The sequence below is a fragment of the Acidobacteriaceae bacterium genome (genome assembly GCA_028283655.1).
Taxonomy (GTDB): Bacteria; Acidobacteriota; Terriglobia; order Terriglobales; family Acidobacteriaceae; genus Granulicella.
The window spans coordinates 512901-530660 of sequence record JAPWKE010000003.1; the positions used below are offsets into that span (position 1 = coordinate 512901).

Annotated in this window: 20 protein-coding genes; 13 read left to right on the forward strand and 7 right to left on the reverse strand. The window is 59.7% G+C overall.

Annotated elements, in window-relative coordinates:
- Nucleotides 1-158: 158 nt before the first annotated feature.
- Nucleotides 159-1628 carry a phosphomethylpyrimidine synthase ThiC gene (gene thiC, locus PW792_04935; protein MDE1161277.1) on the forward strand — a complete coding sequence of 490 codons (1470 nt, stop codon included), beginning with the start codon at nt 159-161 and terminating at the stop codon, nt 1626-1628.
- 284 nt (nt 1629-1912) lie between these two features.
- Here thiC and PW792_04940 read toward each other — a convergent pair whose 3' ends face one another.
- From PW792_04940 to mscL, 3 genes are all read right to left on the reverse strand, one after another.
- Nucleotides 1913-3556: a M28 family peptidase gene (locus tag PW792_04940; GenBank protein MDE1161278.1), complete on the reverse strand. Its 1644-nt coding sequence runs from the start codon at nt 3554-3556 to the stop codon at nt 1913-1915.
- Nucleotides 3441-4073 (reverse strand): hypothetical protein, encoded by a 633-nt coding sequence (locus PW792_04945; GenBank protein MDE1161279.1) that lies wholly within the window; start codon nt 4071-4073, stop codon nt 3441-3443. Before PW792_04945 ends, PW792_04940 begins: the two co-directional genes overlap by 116 nt.
- An 87-nt stretch (nt 4074-4160) precedes the next feature.
- The gene (mscL, locus tag PW792_04950) at nt 4161-4559 is read right to left on the reverse strand and encodes a large conductance mechanosensitive channel protein MscL (GenBank protein ID MDE1161280.1); all 399 of its coding nucleotides are present in this window, start codon (nt 4557-4559) and stop codon (nt 4161-4163) included.
- A 177-nt stretch (nt 4560-4736) separates the two neighbouring features.
- Between mscL and PW792_04955 the strand changes: the two genes are divergently transcribed.
- The 12 genes from PW792_04955 to PW792_05010 all read left to right on the forward strand — a co-directional run bounded on the left by PW792_04955 (nt 4737) and on the right by PW792_05010 (nt 14050).
- A complete protein-coding gene (locus tag PW792_04955) occupies nt 4737-5444 on the forward strand; it encodes a molybdenum cofactor biosynthesis protein MoaE (protein MDE1161281.1) in 708 nt (235 codons plus the stop codon).
- Nucleotides 5441-6403, forward strand: coding sequence for a VWA domain-containing protein (locus PW792_04960; protein ID MDE1161282.1), 963 nt, complete (start codon nt 5441-5443; stop codon nt 6401-6403). The genes PW792_04955 and PW792_04960 overlap by 4 nt, the downstream gene beginning before the upstream one ends.
- Before the next feature lie 58 nt (nt 6404-6461).
- On the forward strand, nt 6462-6722 hold the full coding sequence (locus PW792_04965) for an RNA chaperone Hfq (protein ID MDE1161283.1): 261 nt from the start codon (nt 6462-6464) through the stop codon (nt 6720-6722).
- A gap of 15 nt (nt 6723-6737) precedes the next feature.
- Complete coding sequence (locus PW792_04970) at nt 6738-7607, forward strand: inositol monophosphatase family protein (protein MDE1161284.1); 870 nt, start codon at nt 6738-6740, stop codon at nt 7605-7607.
- A complete protein-coding gene (locus tag PW792_04975) occupies nt 7607-8062 on the forward strand; it encodes an NUDIX domain-containing protein (protein MDE1161285.1) in 456 nt (151 codons plus the stop codon). The genes PW792_04970 and PW792_04975 overlap by 1 nt, the downstream gene beginning before the upstream one ends.
- 138 nt (nt 8063-8200) lie before the next feature.
- Nucleotides 8201-8461: a ferredoxin family protein gene (locus tag PW792_04980; protein ID MDE1161286.1), complete on the forward strand. Its 261-nt coding sequence runs from the start codon at nt 8201-8203 to the stop codon at nt 8459-8461.
- Between the two features lie 309 nt (nt 8462-8770).
- Nucleotides 8771-9538 carry a DNA repair protein RecO gene (gene recO / locus PW792_04985; GenBank protein ID MDE1161287.1) on the forward strand — a complete coding sequence of 256 codons (768 nt, stop codon included), beginning with the start codon at nt 8771-8773 and terminating at the stop codon, nt 9536-9538.
- 136 nt (nt 9539-9674) lie between these two features.
- A complete protein-coding gene (locus tag PW792_04990; protein ID MDE1161288.1) occupies nt 9675-10913 on the forward strand; it encodes an alpha/beta hydrolase in 1239 nt (412 codons plus the stop codon).
- A 63-nt stretch (nt 10914-10976) separates the two neighbouring features.
- A complete protein-coding gene (locus PW792_04995; protein ID MDE1161289.1) occupies nt 10977-11795 on the forward strand; it encodes a hypothetical protein in 819 nt (272 codons plus the stop codon).
- 32 nt (nt 11796-11827) lie between these two features.
- Entirely contained in the window at nt 11828-12760 is a 933-nt protein-coding gene (locus PW792_05000) for a LysR family transcriptional regulator (protein MDE1161290.1), read from the forward strand.
- Between the two features lie 70 nt (nt 12761-12830).
- Nucleotides 12831-13400, forward strand: a complete 570-nt coding sequence (gene hxlB / locus PW792_05005; protein ID MDE1161291.1) for a 6-phospho-3-hexuloisomerase — start codon at nt 12831-12833, stop codon at nt 13398-13400.
- 17 nt (nt 13401-13417) lie between these two features.
- The gene (locus PW792_05010) at nt 13418-14050 is read left to right on the forward strand and encodes an orotidine 5'-phosphate decarboxylase (GenBank protein ID MDE1161292.1); all 633 of its coding nucleotides are present in this window, start codon (nt 13418-13420) and stop codon (nt 14048-14050) included.
- A gap of 76 nt (nt 14051-14126) precedes the next feature.
- Here PW792_05010 and PW792_05015 read toward each other — a convergent pair whose 3' ends face one another.
- The 4 genes from PW792_05015 to PW792_05030 form a co-directional block, all read right to left on the reverse strand.
- The gene (locus PW792_05015) at nt 14127-15020 is read right to left on the reverse strand and encodes a LysR family transcriptional regulator (GenBank protein ID MDE1161293.1); all 894 of its coding nucleotides are present in this window, start codon (nt 15018-15020) and stop codon (nt 14127-14129) included.
- Nucleotides 15021-15517: 497 nt separating this feature from the next.
- On the reverse strand, nt 15518-15823 hold the full coding sequence (locus tag PW792_05020) for a putative quinol monooxygenase (GenBank protein ID MDE1161294.1): 306 nt from the start codon (nt 15821-15823) through the stop codon (nt 15518-15520).
- An 87-nt stretch (nt 15824-15910) separates the two neighbouring features.
- Entirely contained in the window at nt 15911-16375 is a 465-nt protein-coding gene (locus tag PW792_05025) for a cupin domain-containing protein (GenBank protein MDE1161295.1), read from the reverse strand.
- A 232-nt stretch (nt 16376-16607) separates the two neighbouring features.
- Complete coding sequence (locus PW792_05030; protein MDE1161296.1) at nt 16608-17672, reverse strand: 3-deoxy-7-phosphoheptulonate synthase; 1065 nt, start codon at nt 17670-17672, stop codon at nt 16608-16610.
- Nucleotides 17673-17760: the final 88 nt, after the last annotated feature.

Sequence of the window (17760 nt, forward strand, 5' to 3'; positions counted from 1 at the left end):
GGCCTGGCCCAGCAGCAGTCCCGTCAGGATCCAGAGGATGGTGAGCCAGCGACGCATGCCGTAGCGTACACCTGCCATCAAATCCTCTGCTTCTGAGCGGTATACTCACCAGATAACAGCGACGCGGTGAGGGTGGCGGCTGTGGAGGATTCTGACGCATGAGCACAAATGGCAATGGGCACGTACACGTGAACGGAAACGACTACGTCGTTCCGCAGCCGCGTAAGGAATGGATCGTCAACCGCAAGGCCGAAGCGGCTCGGACCGGCGATTGGAACATGAGCCAGATGCACTTCGCGCGCAAGGGCCTGATCACCGAAGAAATGAACTACGTCGCTCACAAGGAGAAGATCTCCGCGGAGCTGATTCGTTCGGAGATCGCCAAGGGCACGATGATCATCCCGGCGAACATCAACCACGTTGAGCTGGAGCCGATGGCGATTGGTGTCGAGTCGCTCTGCAAGATCAATGCGAACATCGGCAACTCGGCGCTGGTGTCGAACGTGGACGAAGAGCTGCGCAAGCTGCACACTGCGGTCCACTTCGGCGCTGATACCGTCATGGATCTCTCCACCGGCGGCGACATCCCGATGATCCGCGAAGCGATCCTGCGCCACTCGCCTGTGCCGATCGGCACGGTGCCGTTGTATGAGGCGCTCTCGCGTGTGAAGCGCGTGGAAGACCTCAACATCGACCTGTACCTCGAAGTGATCGAGGAGCAGGCGCAGCAGGGTGTGGACTACTTCACCATCCACGCTGGCGTGCTGATTCAGTACGTGCCGTTGGTGTCCAAGCGCATCACCGGTATCGTCAGCCGTGGCGGCGCCATCCTGGCGCAGTGGATGACTTCGAACCACAAGCAGAACTTCCTGTACGAGAACTTCGACCGCATTACGAAGATCATGGCGAAGTACGACGTCAGCTACTCGCTCGGCGACGGCCTCCGTCCCGGCTCTGTGGCCGATGCTTCTGACGAAGCGCAGTTTGCTGAGCTGAAGACGCTCGGCGAACTCACCCGCCAGGCGTGGAAGGACGATGTGCAGGTCATGATCGAAGGCCCCGGCCACGTGCCGATGGACAAGATCAAGGAGCAGGTCGACAAGGAAGTCGAGCTCTGCGACGGTGCACCGTTCTACGTTCTTGGCCCGCTGGTCACGGACATCGCTCCGGGCTACGACCACATCACCTCGGCGATCGGCGCGGCGATGATCGGCTGGCACGGCGCGGCGATGCTCTGCTACGTCACTCCGAAGGAGCACCTCGGCCTGCCGAACGAGAAGGACGTGAAGGACGGCATCATCGCGTACAAGATCGCTGCGCACGCGGCGGACATTGCACGCCATCGTCCTGGCGCTCGCGACCGCGACGACGCCATCTCGCACGCACGTTATACCTTCGATTGGGACGCACAGTTTGCGCTCTCGCTCGATCCGGATACGGCGCGCGGTATGCACGATGAGACGCTGCCGGATGACTACTACAAGGAAGCGGCGTTCTGCTCCATGTGTGGCCCGAAGTTCTGCTCGATGAACTGGTCGTCGAAGGTCGACAAGTACAACGAAGAAGTTCATGGTTTGAAGAAGCCGGAGCTTACGCAGATCATGAACGCGCAGTTGGCCGCTCGCTAACTCGCTACAAGTACAAAAGAAGGCCCGCGATCATCGCGGGCCTTCTTTTGCGTTCGAGGGAGAGTTGCTTCCTATAAGGCGACAGCCGCTGTGGCCGCTCATGGTGAACTTTGCGTCGAAGCTTTCTGCCAACTGGGTAGAGATGTGCCTGGGCAAAGGAGCGCCTCGACGCAACGAGCGCGAAGGCCGCCACGGGAGCGCAAAGGGATTGGAGGCTGCTGTGGGTAGTGATGAAAACAAAGAGGCGTGGCCGGAGCCACACCTTTTTGCTTTGTAGTTCAGGCTTACTTTGCCGCAGCTTCGAGGATCCCCGCTGACTTGTTCAGCGCAGCCGCCAGCTCGTCCATCTGAGCTTGCGTCCGTGCTGCGTCGTCGGCGTCGATGCCTTCGGTCACGCCCGGGATCACCACCGCTGCGTAGCCGGTGAACTCACCCGGTGCGTAGATCAGGTGGCGATAGAACGAACGTCTCGGCAGACCGGTATCGCTCAGCAGGGCACTCTCCGCATCGCGCAGATCAGCATTCAGCTTCGGTGTTGTCTTTGCCGAGTCCGTCTGCACCGTGTAGACCGTCTCTCCAGCCCTGGCGAAACGTTCTGCGGCTTCGTCCAGGGCGGTCCAGTTCAGCTTCATGCCGGTCTTGTCTGCTCGGTGCTTCTGCGCGTTCACGTAACCCTTTACGTCCTTGCCGTAGAGGCGATAGTCGTAGGGCAGTACGTCGGCGTCTGCCATGTGCAGCAGTTCGAGCCCGAAGACCCGGGCCATCTGCTGCTCATACACAAACGTCGGATCAGCGTTCTTGATGAACCAGTTGTAGTTGTCGAAGACGGAGTGATACACGCCGTAGGGCCCAGCCGATCCAATGTCGGTAGAAGGCACGCCAAGATGCTGAATGAACGGTGTGTAGTCCGAGCCTGAGCCCAGCACGCCGACATGCGCTTCTTCAGCCGCTGCCGGGGCGTTCGACTCCACAGCGTGAGCCTCGGCCATGTCGCGCCGACGCGAGCGGTTTGCTGCATCCGCAATCTTCCACTGGTCGTAGACGCTTCCGCCCTTCGGCGAAGGCACCTGCCGCGCCACATCGCGCACGAAGTCCATCAGCGAAGGTACTGCCGAAGCATCGAAGTTCGGCCCGGAAACACCGACGTCCATGTTGAAGTACGCGACAGCCTTCGACAGCTCCTGCGCGTGGCCTTCCGCCCACTCTGTGGAGCCGATCAGGCCTTCTTCTTCTGCGTCCCAGCTTGCGACGAGGATGGTGCGCTTCGGCTTCCAGCCCTGCTTCAGCAACGCTCCGAGGCCGTGCACGCTTTCAAGCATGGCCGCCGTGCCGGAGTTCGGATCAACCGCGCCGTAGACCCATGCATCGCGATGATTGCCCGCGATGACGAGCGCGTTCTTCTGCGTCGGGTCCGTGCCTTCGATCGTTCCGATGACGTCCCAGATCGTGCGCAGCTTGTAATCCTGCTCAAGGTGCATGTGCACCTTTACCGCGTCGGTGCCCCCAACGTGATACGCGAAGGGAAGACCGCCCTGCCATTCTCGCGGAACGTTCTTGCCGTCGAGTGCCTGCAGAATCGGAGCGGCGTCGTGATACGAGAGCGGATTCACCGGGATCGACGGCTGGTTCATCTTCGCCGGATCCATCGTGCGCTTGGAGTCAGGCAGATCGACGGTGGCGGACTCACCCGGTGACGACGGATCGCCCGGATAGATGGGCAGGAACTGCACCGAGCCTCGCTGCACAGCGGTCGCCGGGTGGTACGGCCCGCGCGGGTAGGCGTCGCCACGCACGTAGCCATCATCAGCCGGGTCAGAGTAGATGAGCACGCCCGCTGCGCCGTACTGTTGCGCGATGTAGCTCTTGATGCCACGGAAGTTCGCGCCATAGCGAACCAGGACGATCTTGCCCTTGATATTGACACCCAGGTCGGCGAGTCGCTTGAAGTCTTCGCGCGTGCCGTAGTTTGGCATATACGGCGTCGGCGGTTACATCGCCCGAAGGAGAAGAGCCATTGAAGGCGGGCAGAACGCGAGGGTCATCCTGGAACGGATCGCCGCCGTAGAGCTTAGGATCAACGTGCTCTGGCGTTGGACCCTGCATCAGCAGTTTGCCGCTGGCGTCCCTGGCGCTGATCTCGATCTTTACCGGCTTGTTCAGCCATACGCGGTAGGGAACGATCTCGGTCTTCAAGCCTGCGGCGCGGAACTTGGCGGCCACGTACTCGGCGGTCACCTTGTCCTCGGGGGAGGACGCCCAGTGAGGAGCTTTGGTCAGCTCCTTCAGTTCTTCCCCTGCGAGCTTGGCATCGGGAATCTTCATGAAGGCCGAATCCCACTTGGCCTGCTGAGTGAAGTCCTTGTAGCCAAATACCGGAGCGGTTTGGCTGTAGGCAGAGGGAGCGGCCAGAGCCGCAAGCAGAAACGCCACGCGCAGTCGTTGCATACTTCAAGATCCTCGCTATTGCTGGAGTGATCCTAGTATGTCAGGTGCGCGTGGCGTTCGTATTCGCTTATCGAAGCGTTGTGATGTCTAGACGGGCTGCGTGCAGAACTTGCAGCGCGTTGCTGCCAGCGGGATATCGCCCAGGCACTGCGGGCAGGCCTTGGTCGAAGGAACTTCAGCCGCAGGCGGGTTGAAGCGCTTCAGCAGGTACTGCGTCGGGACGACGAGGAAAAAGTAAACCACCGCAGCGATGAGCAGGAAGTTGATGATCGCGGTGATGAAAACGCCGTACTTGATCTCGCCGCCGTGGATGTGCGCGATGAGATAGTCGAAGTTCGGTTTGCCGACAACTGCACCCAGCAGCGGGTTAATAATGTTCGCCGTCAGTGCCGTGACGATGGACGTGAACGCCGCACCGATGATGACGGCCACGGCCAGGTCCATAACGTTGCCGCGCAGGATAAAGTCGCGAAAGCCTTTGAGCATGTTGTTCATTCTCCGTAGAAAGCTTGGAATACTCCGCTGTATGTCCGGCGAGTATACAGTTGCGTCTGACGTTTTGTTGAGAGCAACTTGCCTGGAGATTGATGCGGCTGGAAAAAGGCAGATTGAGGATGTTCGCCTGAATGCTCGCCGCTGTGTCGTTCGCGTATCTTGAAACACATGCCGGTTGCCTCTATCCGCGTGCGCGTTGTTTCGTTCGGTCCGCTCAAATCTGTCTTTGGTGCGGACGGCAGTCCGCGCGATCTTCCTGAAGGTTCCACCGTCGGAGACCTGCTGCAGAAGCTGCGCGGGGAGAGCCTAATCGCAGAGCAGGCGCTTTGTTCAGCTGCCGTTGCGGTCAACCGGGAGTACGTGAAGCCCGCGCATCTGCTGGTCGATGGCGATGAAGTGGCTGTGCTTCCGCCAGTAAGCGGGGGAACTCCTGAGCGCATCGTCCTGACCCGCGAGCCGATTGTGATCGCCACCTTTGTAGACACGCTGCGCGATGGAGCCGACGGCGCGATGGTGACCTTCGATGGCGTGGTTCGTAACAACACTCGCGGCCGCCAGACGTTGCACCTCGACTACGAAGCTTACGAAGAGATGGCCGTAACGGAGATGGGGAAGCTTCGCATCGAGGCCATCGAGCGCTTTGGCGTGCGGGATGTCACCATCGTGCATCGTCTCGGCCGTCTTCTGATTGGTGAAACCAGCGTGTTGATCGTGGTTGCCAGCGCGCACCGCGGCGCGGCGTTTGATGCCTGCCGCTTTGTCATCGATACGCTCAAGAAAACCGTCCCTATCTGGAAGAAGGAGCAGTTTGTCGATGGCGCGGTGTGGGCCGATGGTGAACCGTTTCCCGAAGAGATTGTGGGAGCTTCAAGGTGAGTTGGACGCCAGGCCGGACGTTGCGTGTGGGGGCTGCTGCGCTGTGTCTCAGCGTAGCTGGCGCGAACGCGCAGCAATCCGCGCCTATTGAGCGTCAGGGCCCGAGCAGCGATGTGGGGACGATCCGCGTCGAGAGCCGCCTGGTTCCTGTTGTGGTGAACGTCGTGGATGCGGACGGCGCCCCTGTTGCCGGGCTTACGCAGGATGACTTCGACGTTCTGGAAGACGGCAAGCCGCAGCGCATCGCTGTCTTTGACAAGCAGTCGACAACACCGCTCTCCATGGCGATTGCAGTGGACGCGAGCGAAAGCACGGCTGGTCTCAGCCACCTGGAGCGGGACGCTCTGCGCGATTTCCTGCGCAAGCTGATGCGTCCGCAGGACAAGGCTGCACTCTTTTCTTTTGCTGACCGCGTGGACGAGGTCGTTCCGTTCACCAACGATGCGCACCGGCTGGAGAGCGGCTTCGGCCGTATCGTTCGTGGGGACGCGACCGCGCTGTATGACGCGATCTACCTTGGTGCACAGGAGTTATCTACGACGTCTGACCCGAAGGCGCGGCGAATTCTTGTGCTCATCACCGACGGTGAGAACACGACGCACCACGGCAGCTACGACGCCGCGCTGGAGCAGGCGCAGCGAGCGGGGGCGATGATCTACTCACTGATCGTGATTCCCGTGGTGGCCGATGCTGGTCGCAATACCGGCGGCGAACATGCGCTGATCCAGATGAGCAGAGACACGGGTGGGCACTTCTATGAGGTGATCGACAAGCATGACCTTGCTCCCGCGTTCGATCATCTCTCCGACGACCTGCGGACGCAGTACACCGTGGGCTACTATGCGCCGTCGCACCCGCTTTCCCGGGTTGCGTTACGCCATATCGAGCTACGCCTGAAAGACCCTGCGCTGCGGGCGAAGTACACGCTGCGCTACCGCACCTCGTACTACGGCCGTTAGACGATTTGCACGCACAACGTACAATTTAGCTATGAGGATCTGGAAGCGGCGGCAAAAGATGCCTACGGGCGATACCGGTCAGGAAGCGCTCTATCTGAAGTCGCTCTCTGACAGGCAGGTGCAGGTACAGGTGAAGCTGCGTGACGGCGAGGTCGTCTCCGGCTGGATCGAGTACTTCGACGACTTGATGCTGCGCCTGACACGTGAAGGCAAGCCCAACCTCTTCATCTACAAAGCGCAGGTCCGCACTATCTCTGAGAACGTGCTTCCCGGTTTGAAGCGCAATGGCAATCGCGAAGAAACCGCCTCAGCGCACTAACGGGAAGGAAGCATCGTGAGCGAGTTCATCGAGAAGGCTGCACTGATCGCGCAGGAAGCGGGAGCGCTGCTGCGTGAGTATTACAAGCGCGGTGTGCGTACCGAGTACAAGGGCGATGTCGACCTGGTGACCGAGGCCGACCGCGCGAGCGAGAAGCTAATCGTCTCGCGTCTGATCGAGGCGTTTCCAACGCATGGTGTTTATGGCGAGGAGGGCACGCGTTCGGCGCTCGATAGCGAGTTCCGCTGGTACGTCGATCCGCTGGATGGGACGACGAACTTCGCGCATAGTTTTCCGGCGTTCTGCGTGGTGCTGGGGTGTGAACGTCGTACGCCTGAGCTGAAGCCCGAAGAAGACGGCGAGATGGTTGCAGGCATCATCTACGATCCGCTACGCGATGAGCTGTTCACGGCAGCGAAGGGTGAGGGTGCGTTTCTGAACGGCGAACGCATTCACGTTTCGTCGGCGAAGTTGCTGCAGGAGTCGCTGATTGCGACAGGCTTTCCGAGCCACAAGCGTCATCGCTCGCCGAACGTTCACTTCTACCAGGAGTTCACGTTGCGCTCGCATGGCGTTCGCCGTGCAGGCTCTGCGGCGCTGGATCTGGCATACGTTGCTGCTGGTCGCCTCGATGGGTACTGGGAGTTCAAGCTGAACCCGTGGGACACGAGTGCGGGCTACCTGCTGGTGGAAGAAGCTGGCGGCATGGTGACGCATCTGGATGGCGCGAAGTTCACGCTGGACAGCCGCGAGGTGCTGGCGACGAATGGGTTGATCCACGGCGAGATGCAGGCGCTCTTTGAGCAGATGCTCGCAGGGAAAGACCTTGAGCCGATTCCTACGCCTGCGGAGTTTGCTGCGCGCAGGGCTGCTGGCGAGGTGTAGTGCGACTTCGTCGTTCTGCGCGCGTGTTGTTGTTCTCTCCTGAAAATGAGATTTTTCTGATCCGCTTTGAGGCGGAGTTGGAAGGGAAGCCGTTTGTCTTCTGGGTGACTCCGGGAGGTGAGGTCGAGGCTGGCGAGGACGACCGAAGCGCGGCGGCGCGGGAGCTGTTGGAAGAGGTCGGGCTGGCGCTGCCGCTGGTCGGGCCAGTGCTGGAGAATACCGGCGGGACATACACGCATCTCGGTGAAACGGTCGAGAACTACGATGTGTACTTCGCCGCGTGGTGTGAGCGTGAGGCTCCGAAGCTGACAGGTGTGACCCCGGAGGAGATTCGGCTGATGCAGGAAGCGCGCTGGTGGACGATCGATGAGCTTCGCGAGATCGGCGAGCGAGTGTTTCCGGAGCAGCTTGCAGAGCTTGCCGCCCGGGTGCTCAGAGAGCTGAAACCCGCGTAAATAGGGCTGATTTAGTCCTATTTGTGAAAAACTTCTCGCTTGGGATTGGCCGATTTTCTTGCTACTATCGACTGGTCTAAGCGAGCAGGGGTTGAGGGACTCAGAAGCTCACGCTTCGCATCAAGGAGAGATCGAACAATGGCATATGTAATCGCAGAACCCTGCATCGACACAAAGGATCGCGCCTGCACGGACGCTTGCCCGGTGGACTGCATCCACCCGAAGACTGGCGAGGCCGGCTCTGAAGAAGTGAACCAGCTCTTCATCGACCCGGTTGAGTGCATCGACTGCGGCGCCTGTGTTCCGGTTTGCCCGGTTTCGGCGATTTACGCCAGCGATGATCTGCCCGACAACTGGGTACACTTCCGCGATCTGAACTCGGCTCACTTCGGTCGCTAAATCAGATTTTTGCAGTACGAAAGGTGCGTGGCTTCGGCGACGCACCTTTTGCTTTGGGCGCTGAATGTTGCTCTCGCACCGTTGCTCCTCCCCATTGATTGACTTCCTGTCTGGCAAGTAAAGTTGCCCGTCTAAAGGGGTTGGAAGGCACATGCCTGCGGATGGCAGTTGTTTCTTTCTGATTTGTGCGGATGTTCTTAGTATAGAAATTGGGCCAGGAAAACTACGCAAGCTCTATTTCGTTTGGATAGAGAGATACAGGTGTCTGGGGCTTAACAGGGTTGTGTTGGAAGAAACGAGGCAGGTGTTTTGGCTCAGGGACGGCAGATTCCGCATCACGGCGAAGCGATTGTGCTGCGTACGTGGCCGTTCCATGAAGCTGATCTGCTGGTAAGCCTGCTGACGCGGGAGCAGGGCAAAGTGAAGGGTGTGGCGCGTCATGCGATGAAGTCGCGCAAGCGTTTTGGTGGGGCGCTGGAGCCTGCGACGTATGTGCGGGCGCATTACACGGAGCGACCGCGGGTGGAGTTGGTACGGCTGGATAGCTTTGAGATTCTTTGGTCGCCCATGACGGCGGTAATCTCTCTGGAGCGGCTGGCGGGCGTGCAGCTTGTGACCGAGGTGCTGGAAGAGGCGATGCCCGAGGGGGCCCCCGAAGACCATGTTTTCCGGTTGGCGATGACGTGCCTGACGGCGATGGACGCCAATGCGGTGTGGCTGCCGGTGACGTACTTCTGCGTGTGGATGAACCGGTTGATGGGCTGGTGGCCGGAACTTGGGCATTGCGTGGCGTGTGGGCTGGACCTGCGCGGGGGCGATGTGTGGTGGTCTCCTGTGGCGGACGGAGTGACGTGCCGGGATGATCGCAGGCCACAGAGCCGGCGTTTGTCGGCAGCTTCGGTGGCGGAGAGCCACGGCATCATGCGGACAGGGCTGGAGGCTTTACTGGCGGAGGCCTGGGATGCGGAGCGTTCGCGTGATCTGCGGGAGTTTGCGGTGGGCGTGCTGGAACGGCATCTGGAGCGAAGACTGAGAAGCGCGGCGCGTTTGATCCGAACGGACGCACTGGTTCCTTAAGTAACACTCAAGAGCAATAGATCATGCCAATTTGCGGTGATAGGGTTACATCCAAACCCCTCTCTGTGCTCGCGTACGGATCGTTGGAGAGATCCGCGCTGTCACGTTAAACCTCTTTTTATCAAGGACTTTACTTATGAGTTTTGCATCACGTGCGTTTGCAGGCCTGGCTTTGGCGGCTGCATTGATCGTTTCGCCTGCCTGCGTTCAGGCGCAGAGCTCTTCGAGCGTCGTTGAGGTTACTTCTGGTGTGCGCTACGAGCTGATCGGGCAGTGGGACGCGGCAAAGCTCAACCATGTGCTGACGGAACAGGCTCCGAAGTTCTTTGGTGTGGATGTGAAGTACACGCCCGCACGCAATGGCGTGAAGCTCTACCGCATCACGTACAACTCGGTAATCCCGGAGCAGGGCAATCAGCCCACGGTCGCGAGCGGACTGCTTGCGGTTCCCGAGGTGGCAGGAGCGAGCTTCCCGATGGTTTCGTACCAGCACGGGACGGTTTATGGAAAAGAGCAGGTACCCTCGTTTCCGGACCAGTCGCCTGAGACGGCGTTGATGCTGGCTCAGTTTGGCGGGCAGGGCTACATCGTGATCGGCGCGGATTACTTCGGCATGGGGACTTCGACAGGTAAAGAAGGCTACATGGTGAAGGGAAGCCATCAGCAGGCGACCTATGACATGTTGATGGCAAGCCGGGCGGTATTGGCGCAGATGAAGATTGCGGCGCCGCAACTGTTCCTGGCGGGGTGGTCGCAGGGCGGGTTTGTGACGATGGCCTTTCTGGAGAAGCTGGAGAGCGCGCATGTGCCGGTGGCTGCTGCTGCTACGGCAAGCGCCCCGCTGGATGTGTTTGCGACGCTGAGCGGGTTCCTTGACTACCCGCGCAAGAACGATGCCGACTGGTTGTCGACGCTGTTTATCCTCTCTTCCTTCTCGTTTGAGAACTACTACGGTGTTCCGGGACTGGCGCGTTCTGTCCTCAACGATGAGTACTACGAGGTTTCGCGCAAGGCGTACGAGAAGCAGCCGTTCAACATTCACGATATTCCGGTGGACCTGCATAAGCTGGTTCGCAAGGAGTACTTCGATCCGCAGTACTTTGCGAACTCTGCGTATGGCCGCCTGGTGGCCGAACATGCGCAGGCGTACCGCTGGGTGACGCAGAGCCCGACGCGGAACTACTACGGCGAGACGGATGAAGCGATTACGCCGGGCATTGGGCGGATCGCCATGACGTACCAGCAGGCTATGGGGAGCGGCAACCCGATGGTGGAAGCTGTGTCTACAGGGAAGACCTCGCATCGTGGAACGTATGCGACGGCTGTTCCTCAGTGGAAGATCTGGTTCGACAGCAAACTTGCTGCCGGGAAGTAAGCAGGCAAACCTCACGTTCCAGGTGAGCGTGGGGTTTGCCTGCAGAAAGCACAACTCTAGAACGTGAAATCACTCCAGTACCTTCTGCCTGCCGTTCTGCTGATGGCGACAACGATTGCGTGCGCGCAGACGGTCGTCGCATCTGAGCCTGTGTCTGTGGCGCAGGAGCCGGCGCTTTCGAAGAACCCGACGTTTTTGTTTCGCACACTCTCTGCCAGCGAGGAGTTTGATCGCCTTGCCGCGAATGGTACGCAATGGACGACGACGGTGGGGTATACAGAGACCTTCCATAATTCGTCGATGAGCGTTGGAGGCTCACTGCCGTTTGGGGCTGCGGCGAGCACGGCCGGGAGCCCTGCGGGCGACAGGCCCGTAGTGCTGGGAGAGGGGAGCTTCAAGGCGCAGTGGATCCCGTATGTGACATCGCAGCATGGTGTTTTGCTGACGACGTCTATGACAGTGCCCAGCGCGGGAGACGATCGCATCGGCGATGGAAAGTGGCTACTGACGCCGAGCGTCGCCTACGCGCGGTTCTGGGGGCCGCGGCTGCTTGTGGCGCAGTTCTTTCAGCAGCAGGTTTCCTTCGCAGGACCGGCAGGCCGGTCGAAGGTGAACCGCAGCGATCTTGATCTGTACTCGGTCTACAGCAGCCGAACGCTCCGCTGGTGGTTGACGGGAGACCTGAACCTGCGGGTGGACGAAGCGAATCATGACCATGTGCGATCGGCCGCGACGGTGGGGTATGGGCGAGGTCTGCGCAAGGTTTTTGGCGGGACACTGAATGGTTCCGTGCAGGCGGCAGCTGGTGTGGGAAGGTATCGGCCGTACGACTACATGATTTCCGGTGGGCTTTCGATGGTCGGGTTCCAGTGGAAGCGCTGACGGCGAAGCTATGGAGCGACTATCGTTAGAGAGTGATTATCAGGAATTTCGAGTATCTGCTTGCGCTGCATGGGGAACGCCATTTTTCGCGAGCGGCGAGTGTCTGTTCTGTCTCTCAACCAACGCTCTCGGCTGGAATTAAGCAGCTTGAAGAAGATATGGGTGTGCAGATTGTGAAGCGTGGACGGCGCTTTGAGGGGCTGACGCCGGAGGGCGAGCGCGTGTTGGCGTGGGCTCAGCAGATGCTCGATGATTGCCAGCGTCTAAAGCAGGAGCTCTATACGTTTCGTGAGCAGTCGCTGGGAGGCCCGTTCAAGGTGGGCGTGCTGCCCGCGACGGTTGCTCTGGCGTCGGTAATGAGCGTTCCATTTGCGGAGAAGGTGCCAGCAGCACAGTTGTCGATTGAGACGATGGAGAGCGACCTGCTGCTGAAGAAGCTTCGCGCCGGGCAACTGGATATTGCTTTGAGCTATCTGGATGAGACCCCGGAAGAGGGTCTGGCGCAGCACATGCTCTACCGAGAGCAGATGATCCTGTTTTCGCCGAAGATGGCGTTGAGCGCGACGCGGATTAGCTGGGAGCAGGCGGTCTCGCAGCCTCTTTGCCTGGTGCGTTCTTCTCTGCCGAATGATGTGGAGGCCCGGTTGCAGTCTGCGCCGAGCATCTTGTGGACGGACTCGACTTCAATTCTGGAGGCGACACTGAAGACGGGGCGGTACGCTACTGTGATTCCGCAGTCGCTGGCGAGCCACCTTTCGTCGACGCTCCCTGTACGGTCGTATGCGTTCCAGGACCAGACGGCGCAGGCGAACGTCGGATTTCTGACCGCGCGGGCAGAGCCTATCCCCGTTTTGCTGCGAACGTGGCTTGAACTGGCGCACTCGCCGGAGATGGTAAAGTCTATCCGCTTGATTCTGAACTCGCATAAGGCATTCGCGCGGAAGCCGCCGCAGGAGCGACGATAGATTCTTTCTATGACTGATCTGTATTTCCTGTTGGATTCGGCGTGAAGCGATGGCCGATGATGGGAAGGTAATGCAGAACACACAGACGGAGTTTACGGCCACGAGCACCCTTCTTCTTGAAGAGGTGCAGAAGACCCTTTTGCAGGTAAATGCGGAAGAGGCTGGCCGGGCCGCCACGATGCTGCAGCAGGCCAACCGGGTCTTTTTTCTGGGGGCGGGGCGCAGCGGGCTGGCGCTGAAGATGGCCGCCATGCGGATGATGCACCTCGGCCTGATGGTGTATGTCGCGGGCGAGGTTGTCACACCTGCGATTGCGAGTGGTGATCTGCTGGTGGTGGCTTCGGGCTCGGGGACGACTGCGGGGCCGGTCCATGCGGCGGAAATCGCGCGGAAAGCCGGAGCGAGTGTGCTGGCGCTTACTGCCTCGGCAGAGTCCGCGCTTGGCTTGCTGGCGAACTCCGTGGTGGTGATTCCTGCGGCAACCAAGCAAGGGAATGATGGAACGATCTCGCAACAGTATGCTGGCGCCCTCTTTGAGCAGACTCTTCTGCTCGTGATGGATGCCCTGTTCCAGAACCTGTGGCATCAGCGCGGTGAGACCGCTGAAGAGTTGTGGAAACGCCACGCCAACCTCGAATAACCAACTACGGAGTCAACATGAAACTGCAAGTCGCTATCGATCTTCTCTCTACCGCTGATGCTCTCAAGCTGCTCCACCAGGTTGCGCCGTATGTCGATGTGATCGAGCTGGGCACGCCGCTGATCAAGCAGCAGGGTCTGAGCGTTGTGACCAATGTGAAGGCGGCTTATCCCGATAAGCTCGTGTTCGCCGATATGAAGACGATGGATGCGGGCGAGCTGGAAGCGAACCTTGCGTTTGAAGCTGGCGCAGACATCATGACGGTGCTGGCATCGGCTGCGGATAGCACGATTGCAGGCGCTGTAAAGTCTGGCAAGGCACATGGCAAGTCTGTTGTGGCCGACATGATCGGTGTGGCGGACAAGGCTGCGCGTTTGCAGGAGCTGAAGGCGCTTGGTGTGAGCTGGGTTGAGCTTCATGCTGGTCTGGATGAGCAGGCGCAGAGCGGATACAGCATCGAAACACTGCTGGCCGCAGGCAAGAACGCAAGCGTGCCGTTCTCGGTTGCTGGCGGTATCAATGCAGAGCGCATTGGCGCAGTAGAAGCCGCCGGTGCGACGATTGCGGTTGCAGGCGCTGCTATCTATGGAGCGAAGGACCCGGCTGCGGCCGCGAAGGCGCTGCGCGAGAAGATCCAGACGCTCGGATAGTTCGTGGAGTGGATGATGCAAAGGGCAGGCTGGATTTCCAGCCTGCCCTTTTTCATTTCGAGAAGAAGGGCAGGCGTTAGAGCTCTTCCTTGCTGTGTTTTCTTAGGATGTCCAGAAAGCCTGAACGAAGTCGGCTTTCATTCTTGGGGTTCCAAGCCGCAGCGATGCCAACGTCGGTCATCTCCGGGACCAGAGGCTGAATGGCAACGCCGGGCGAGGCTACGCGTTTGATGCCACCAGGAGCAAGAGCGACGCCTACGCCAGCTTCTACGAGAGACGCTACGCCATTCCAGGTTCTGGCTGTGCTCACCACTTCGGGTTGGAAACCGGCGTCCAGGCAGGCCTTCAGAAGAATGTCGTAGCGATTATCTATGCCATTGCGGTCGCGCATGACGAAGCGTTCGGAGGCCAGTTTCGAGAGATCGACGGGGCCATCCGCCAGCGGATGCTCTGCGGGAAGCACTGCGACGATGCGTTCGGAGTAAAGCAGTTCGCTGGAAAGAATGCGGTCGAATGGAGCAACGACAGGACGTCCAAGCCCAATGTCGATCTTGCCGGTGCCGAGGCTCTCCATCTGTTCGCGCGAAAGCATCTCGTGAAGTTCAAGATGAACGCCTGGGTGCAGCTGGCGAAACTCACGAATGCTTTTGGTGAAGTATGGACCAATACCCCAGGCGAAGAAGCCGATGGTAAGAGTCCCGATATCGCTGGCCATGCCACGCTTGAAAACGGAGACGGCCTCTGTGCTGGCGCTCAAAACTTTTCGAGCTTCGTCTAGAAACAGCTTTCCCTGCGGGGTCAAAGAAGGGCGGCGGCTCTTGCGAGAGAAGAGCGCGCCGCCAAGTTCAGCTTCAAGGTCGGCAATTTGTTCACTGATGGCCGACTGTGAGACGTAGAGCCGCTTGCTGGCCTCAACAAAAGAGCCGCGTTCAGCTACTGCGACAAAGTAACGTAAATGGCGAAGCTCCATAGTGTTTTGCCAGAGGTAACTCAGGTGCCTTGTTGTTAGTGCTCGTTTGGGAGAAGGGGAGCTGCAACGAGGGCAGTGCGCGTTGCTCCAGAGTGTTGTACGGCTCGCATAAAGGCAAGGAAGTGCGCGGTGTGGCTGTGCGACTCGCTGGCTGACTGATTTTTATACTCCTCCAGAAGAAGAACCGTGTCTGGGGAGTCGATCGGTTGGAGTACCTGAAAGTTTAATGTCCCGGCCTCTTTGCGAGTAGCTTCGGCGTTGAGGCTGCATTGCGTAAGAAACGCGGCGAGGTTCTGGTGGGGAACTTTGTACGTGACGATCTTGTAGATCGGTACGTTTGCTGGTGTTTGCGCGTGCAGTAAGGTGCCGCACGCGCAAACGGCAACAATACTGACGGCACAGAGCCTTTTGCGAAGACGTCCAAGCCCTCGCAAAAGGGCAGTGTCCTTGGGATTGCTGCTAATGACAGAGGACATAAGGTCTCCAAGGTTTCTGGTTTACTGCCGGTTGAAGAAACGAACGAGCACCTTTTTGACCCCGAGGCGTTCGACGCCCCCGGCAAAGACGGCGTAGTGCGGCGTAGCCAGGTGAGTGTTGAACGCGGCGCGGTCGTTGTAAACCTCGTAGAGAACTACGCTTGTGGACGCTTCTTCGGCTGTGATGCAGTCGAACTGCTGGCAGCCGGGTTCGTCCGCGACGGAGTGCTGGCTATCGTAGGCGCAAAGCTCAAGGAACTCGCTGCGATGTTCGGCGGAGACTTCAAACTCGGCGATGACGATGAAGGTGGTTTTGGGGTTTTCCATGAGTGCGCTCCTGCTTGTCGATGTTATTTGGGGCCGACGGCCGCGAGAGGGTCGTCGACCCAGAATAAAAGTGATTGCGAAGGGGGCTTAGTACTCGGGCTTTTCGCCCTTGGCGGGGATGGAGGTGGGGACGCCTGCAACGCCGGAGTAGGTGATGATCAGGACGGTAGGAGTGTCGCCGGATTCGCCGCGGTGCTGGTCGTCGACGGATTCGGCGAAGGCCTCTCCCTGATGGACGACGTGGGTCTTCCCGCTGGCGCGATCATGCAGCGTAAGTGTGCCGGAGAGAACGTAGCCCGCGTTGGGGAACGGATGCGTGTGCCAGGGAAGCAGCGTGTGCGGCGCGAGGGTGAGCTTGATGAGAGTGAGCTCGGGCTGGCCCTTGGGGTAGGCGGTATAAGGCTTGCCGTTCCAGGATTGCTGTTGCTGGAGAAGAATCTCGCGGTGGCCGGTGGCGACGGCTCCGGTGTTTTGCTGCGCGTGCAGTGCCGGGGTAAGCACGGCTCCCGTGCCTACGAGTGAAACCAATGCTGCGAGAGTCTTGTTCTTCATCGTCGAGCCTCCTAAGGCTGTGCCAGTCTATGGCGTCCGTTTGCTTATTGGACGACAAGAGGATGCCGGGGAAACACAGTTATTTCCCGCTTGAACTATCGGAAAAAGGCTTGGACAGGGAGGCGATCTTTAGCTGACTGTTAGGCGCGGTCGTGTTGAATAGCGGAGATCAGAAACAGCAAAGCCTCGAGCAGAGAGTGCTTGTCTGCTCGAGGCTTTGCTGGATGAGGCGCTAGTTTGACGGGGTGCGACGTGCGCGGACGGAGGCTGCGAGTTCGCGGAGGAGCGTGGCGGTCTCGGGCCAGTCGATGCAGGCGTCGGTGATGCTTTGCCCGTAGGTAAGGGCTTTGCCGTCGACGAGTGACTGCGCACCGGCGACGAGATTGCTCTCGATCATGACGCCCATGATGTGGCGATCGCCTGCGGCGACCTGTCCTGCGACGTTTGCGGAGACTGTTCCTTGCTTGCGGTGGTCTTTGCCGCTGTTGGCGTGGGAGCAGTCGATCATGATGCGCGGAGCAACGCCGGACTTCTGCATCTGCGCGACGGTGGCAGCGACGGCGGTGGCGTCGAAGTTGGTCGTCTGGCGTCCGCCGCGGAGGATCATGTGGCAGTCAGGGTTACCGGAGGTGAGCAGGATAGCGCTCTGGCCGGACTCTGTGCTGCCGAGGAAGGTGTGCGAGTGCGTGGCCGAGAGGATCGCTTCGGCCGCGATCTGGGTGTTGCCGGAGGTCCCGTTCTTGAAGCCGACGGGGCAGGAGAGTCCCGAAGCAAGCTGACGGTGAACCTGGCTCTCGGTGGTGCGTGCGCCGATGGCTCCCCAACTGACGAGGTCGGAGACGTACTGCGGCGAGATCATGTCGAGGAACTCGGTGCCTGCGGGCACGCCTTGCTCGGCGAGGTCGAGCAGAAGGCGGCGTGCGATGCGGAGACCGTCGGAGATGCGGAAGGAGTCGTCGAAGTACGGGTCGTTGATGAGGCCCTTCCAGCCGATGGTAGTGCGCGGCTTTTCGAAGTAGACGCGCATGACGATCATGAGGTCGTCGGAGAGCTCGGCGATAGCGCCTTTGAGCAGCGCGGCGTACTCACGCGCGGCGGCGGTGTCGTGGATGGAGCAGGGGCCGACGACGACGACGAGACGGTCGTCCGTGCCGTTCAGTATCTCGGTGATCTGGCGGCGGGCTTCGAAGACGGTATTGGAGGCGGCTTCGGTGACCGGCATTTCCTCTTCGAGGAAGATCGGCGGGAGAACGACTTTGGTGGAACGGATGCGGAGGTTGTTTGTGAGATGTGCCATTTGCTGTCTTGAACAGGATATAGGGCGGAACGGAAAGGCGTCAGGAACATGTATTGCTAATCGTGAGAGCCGGGGTTTGGCTACACTA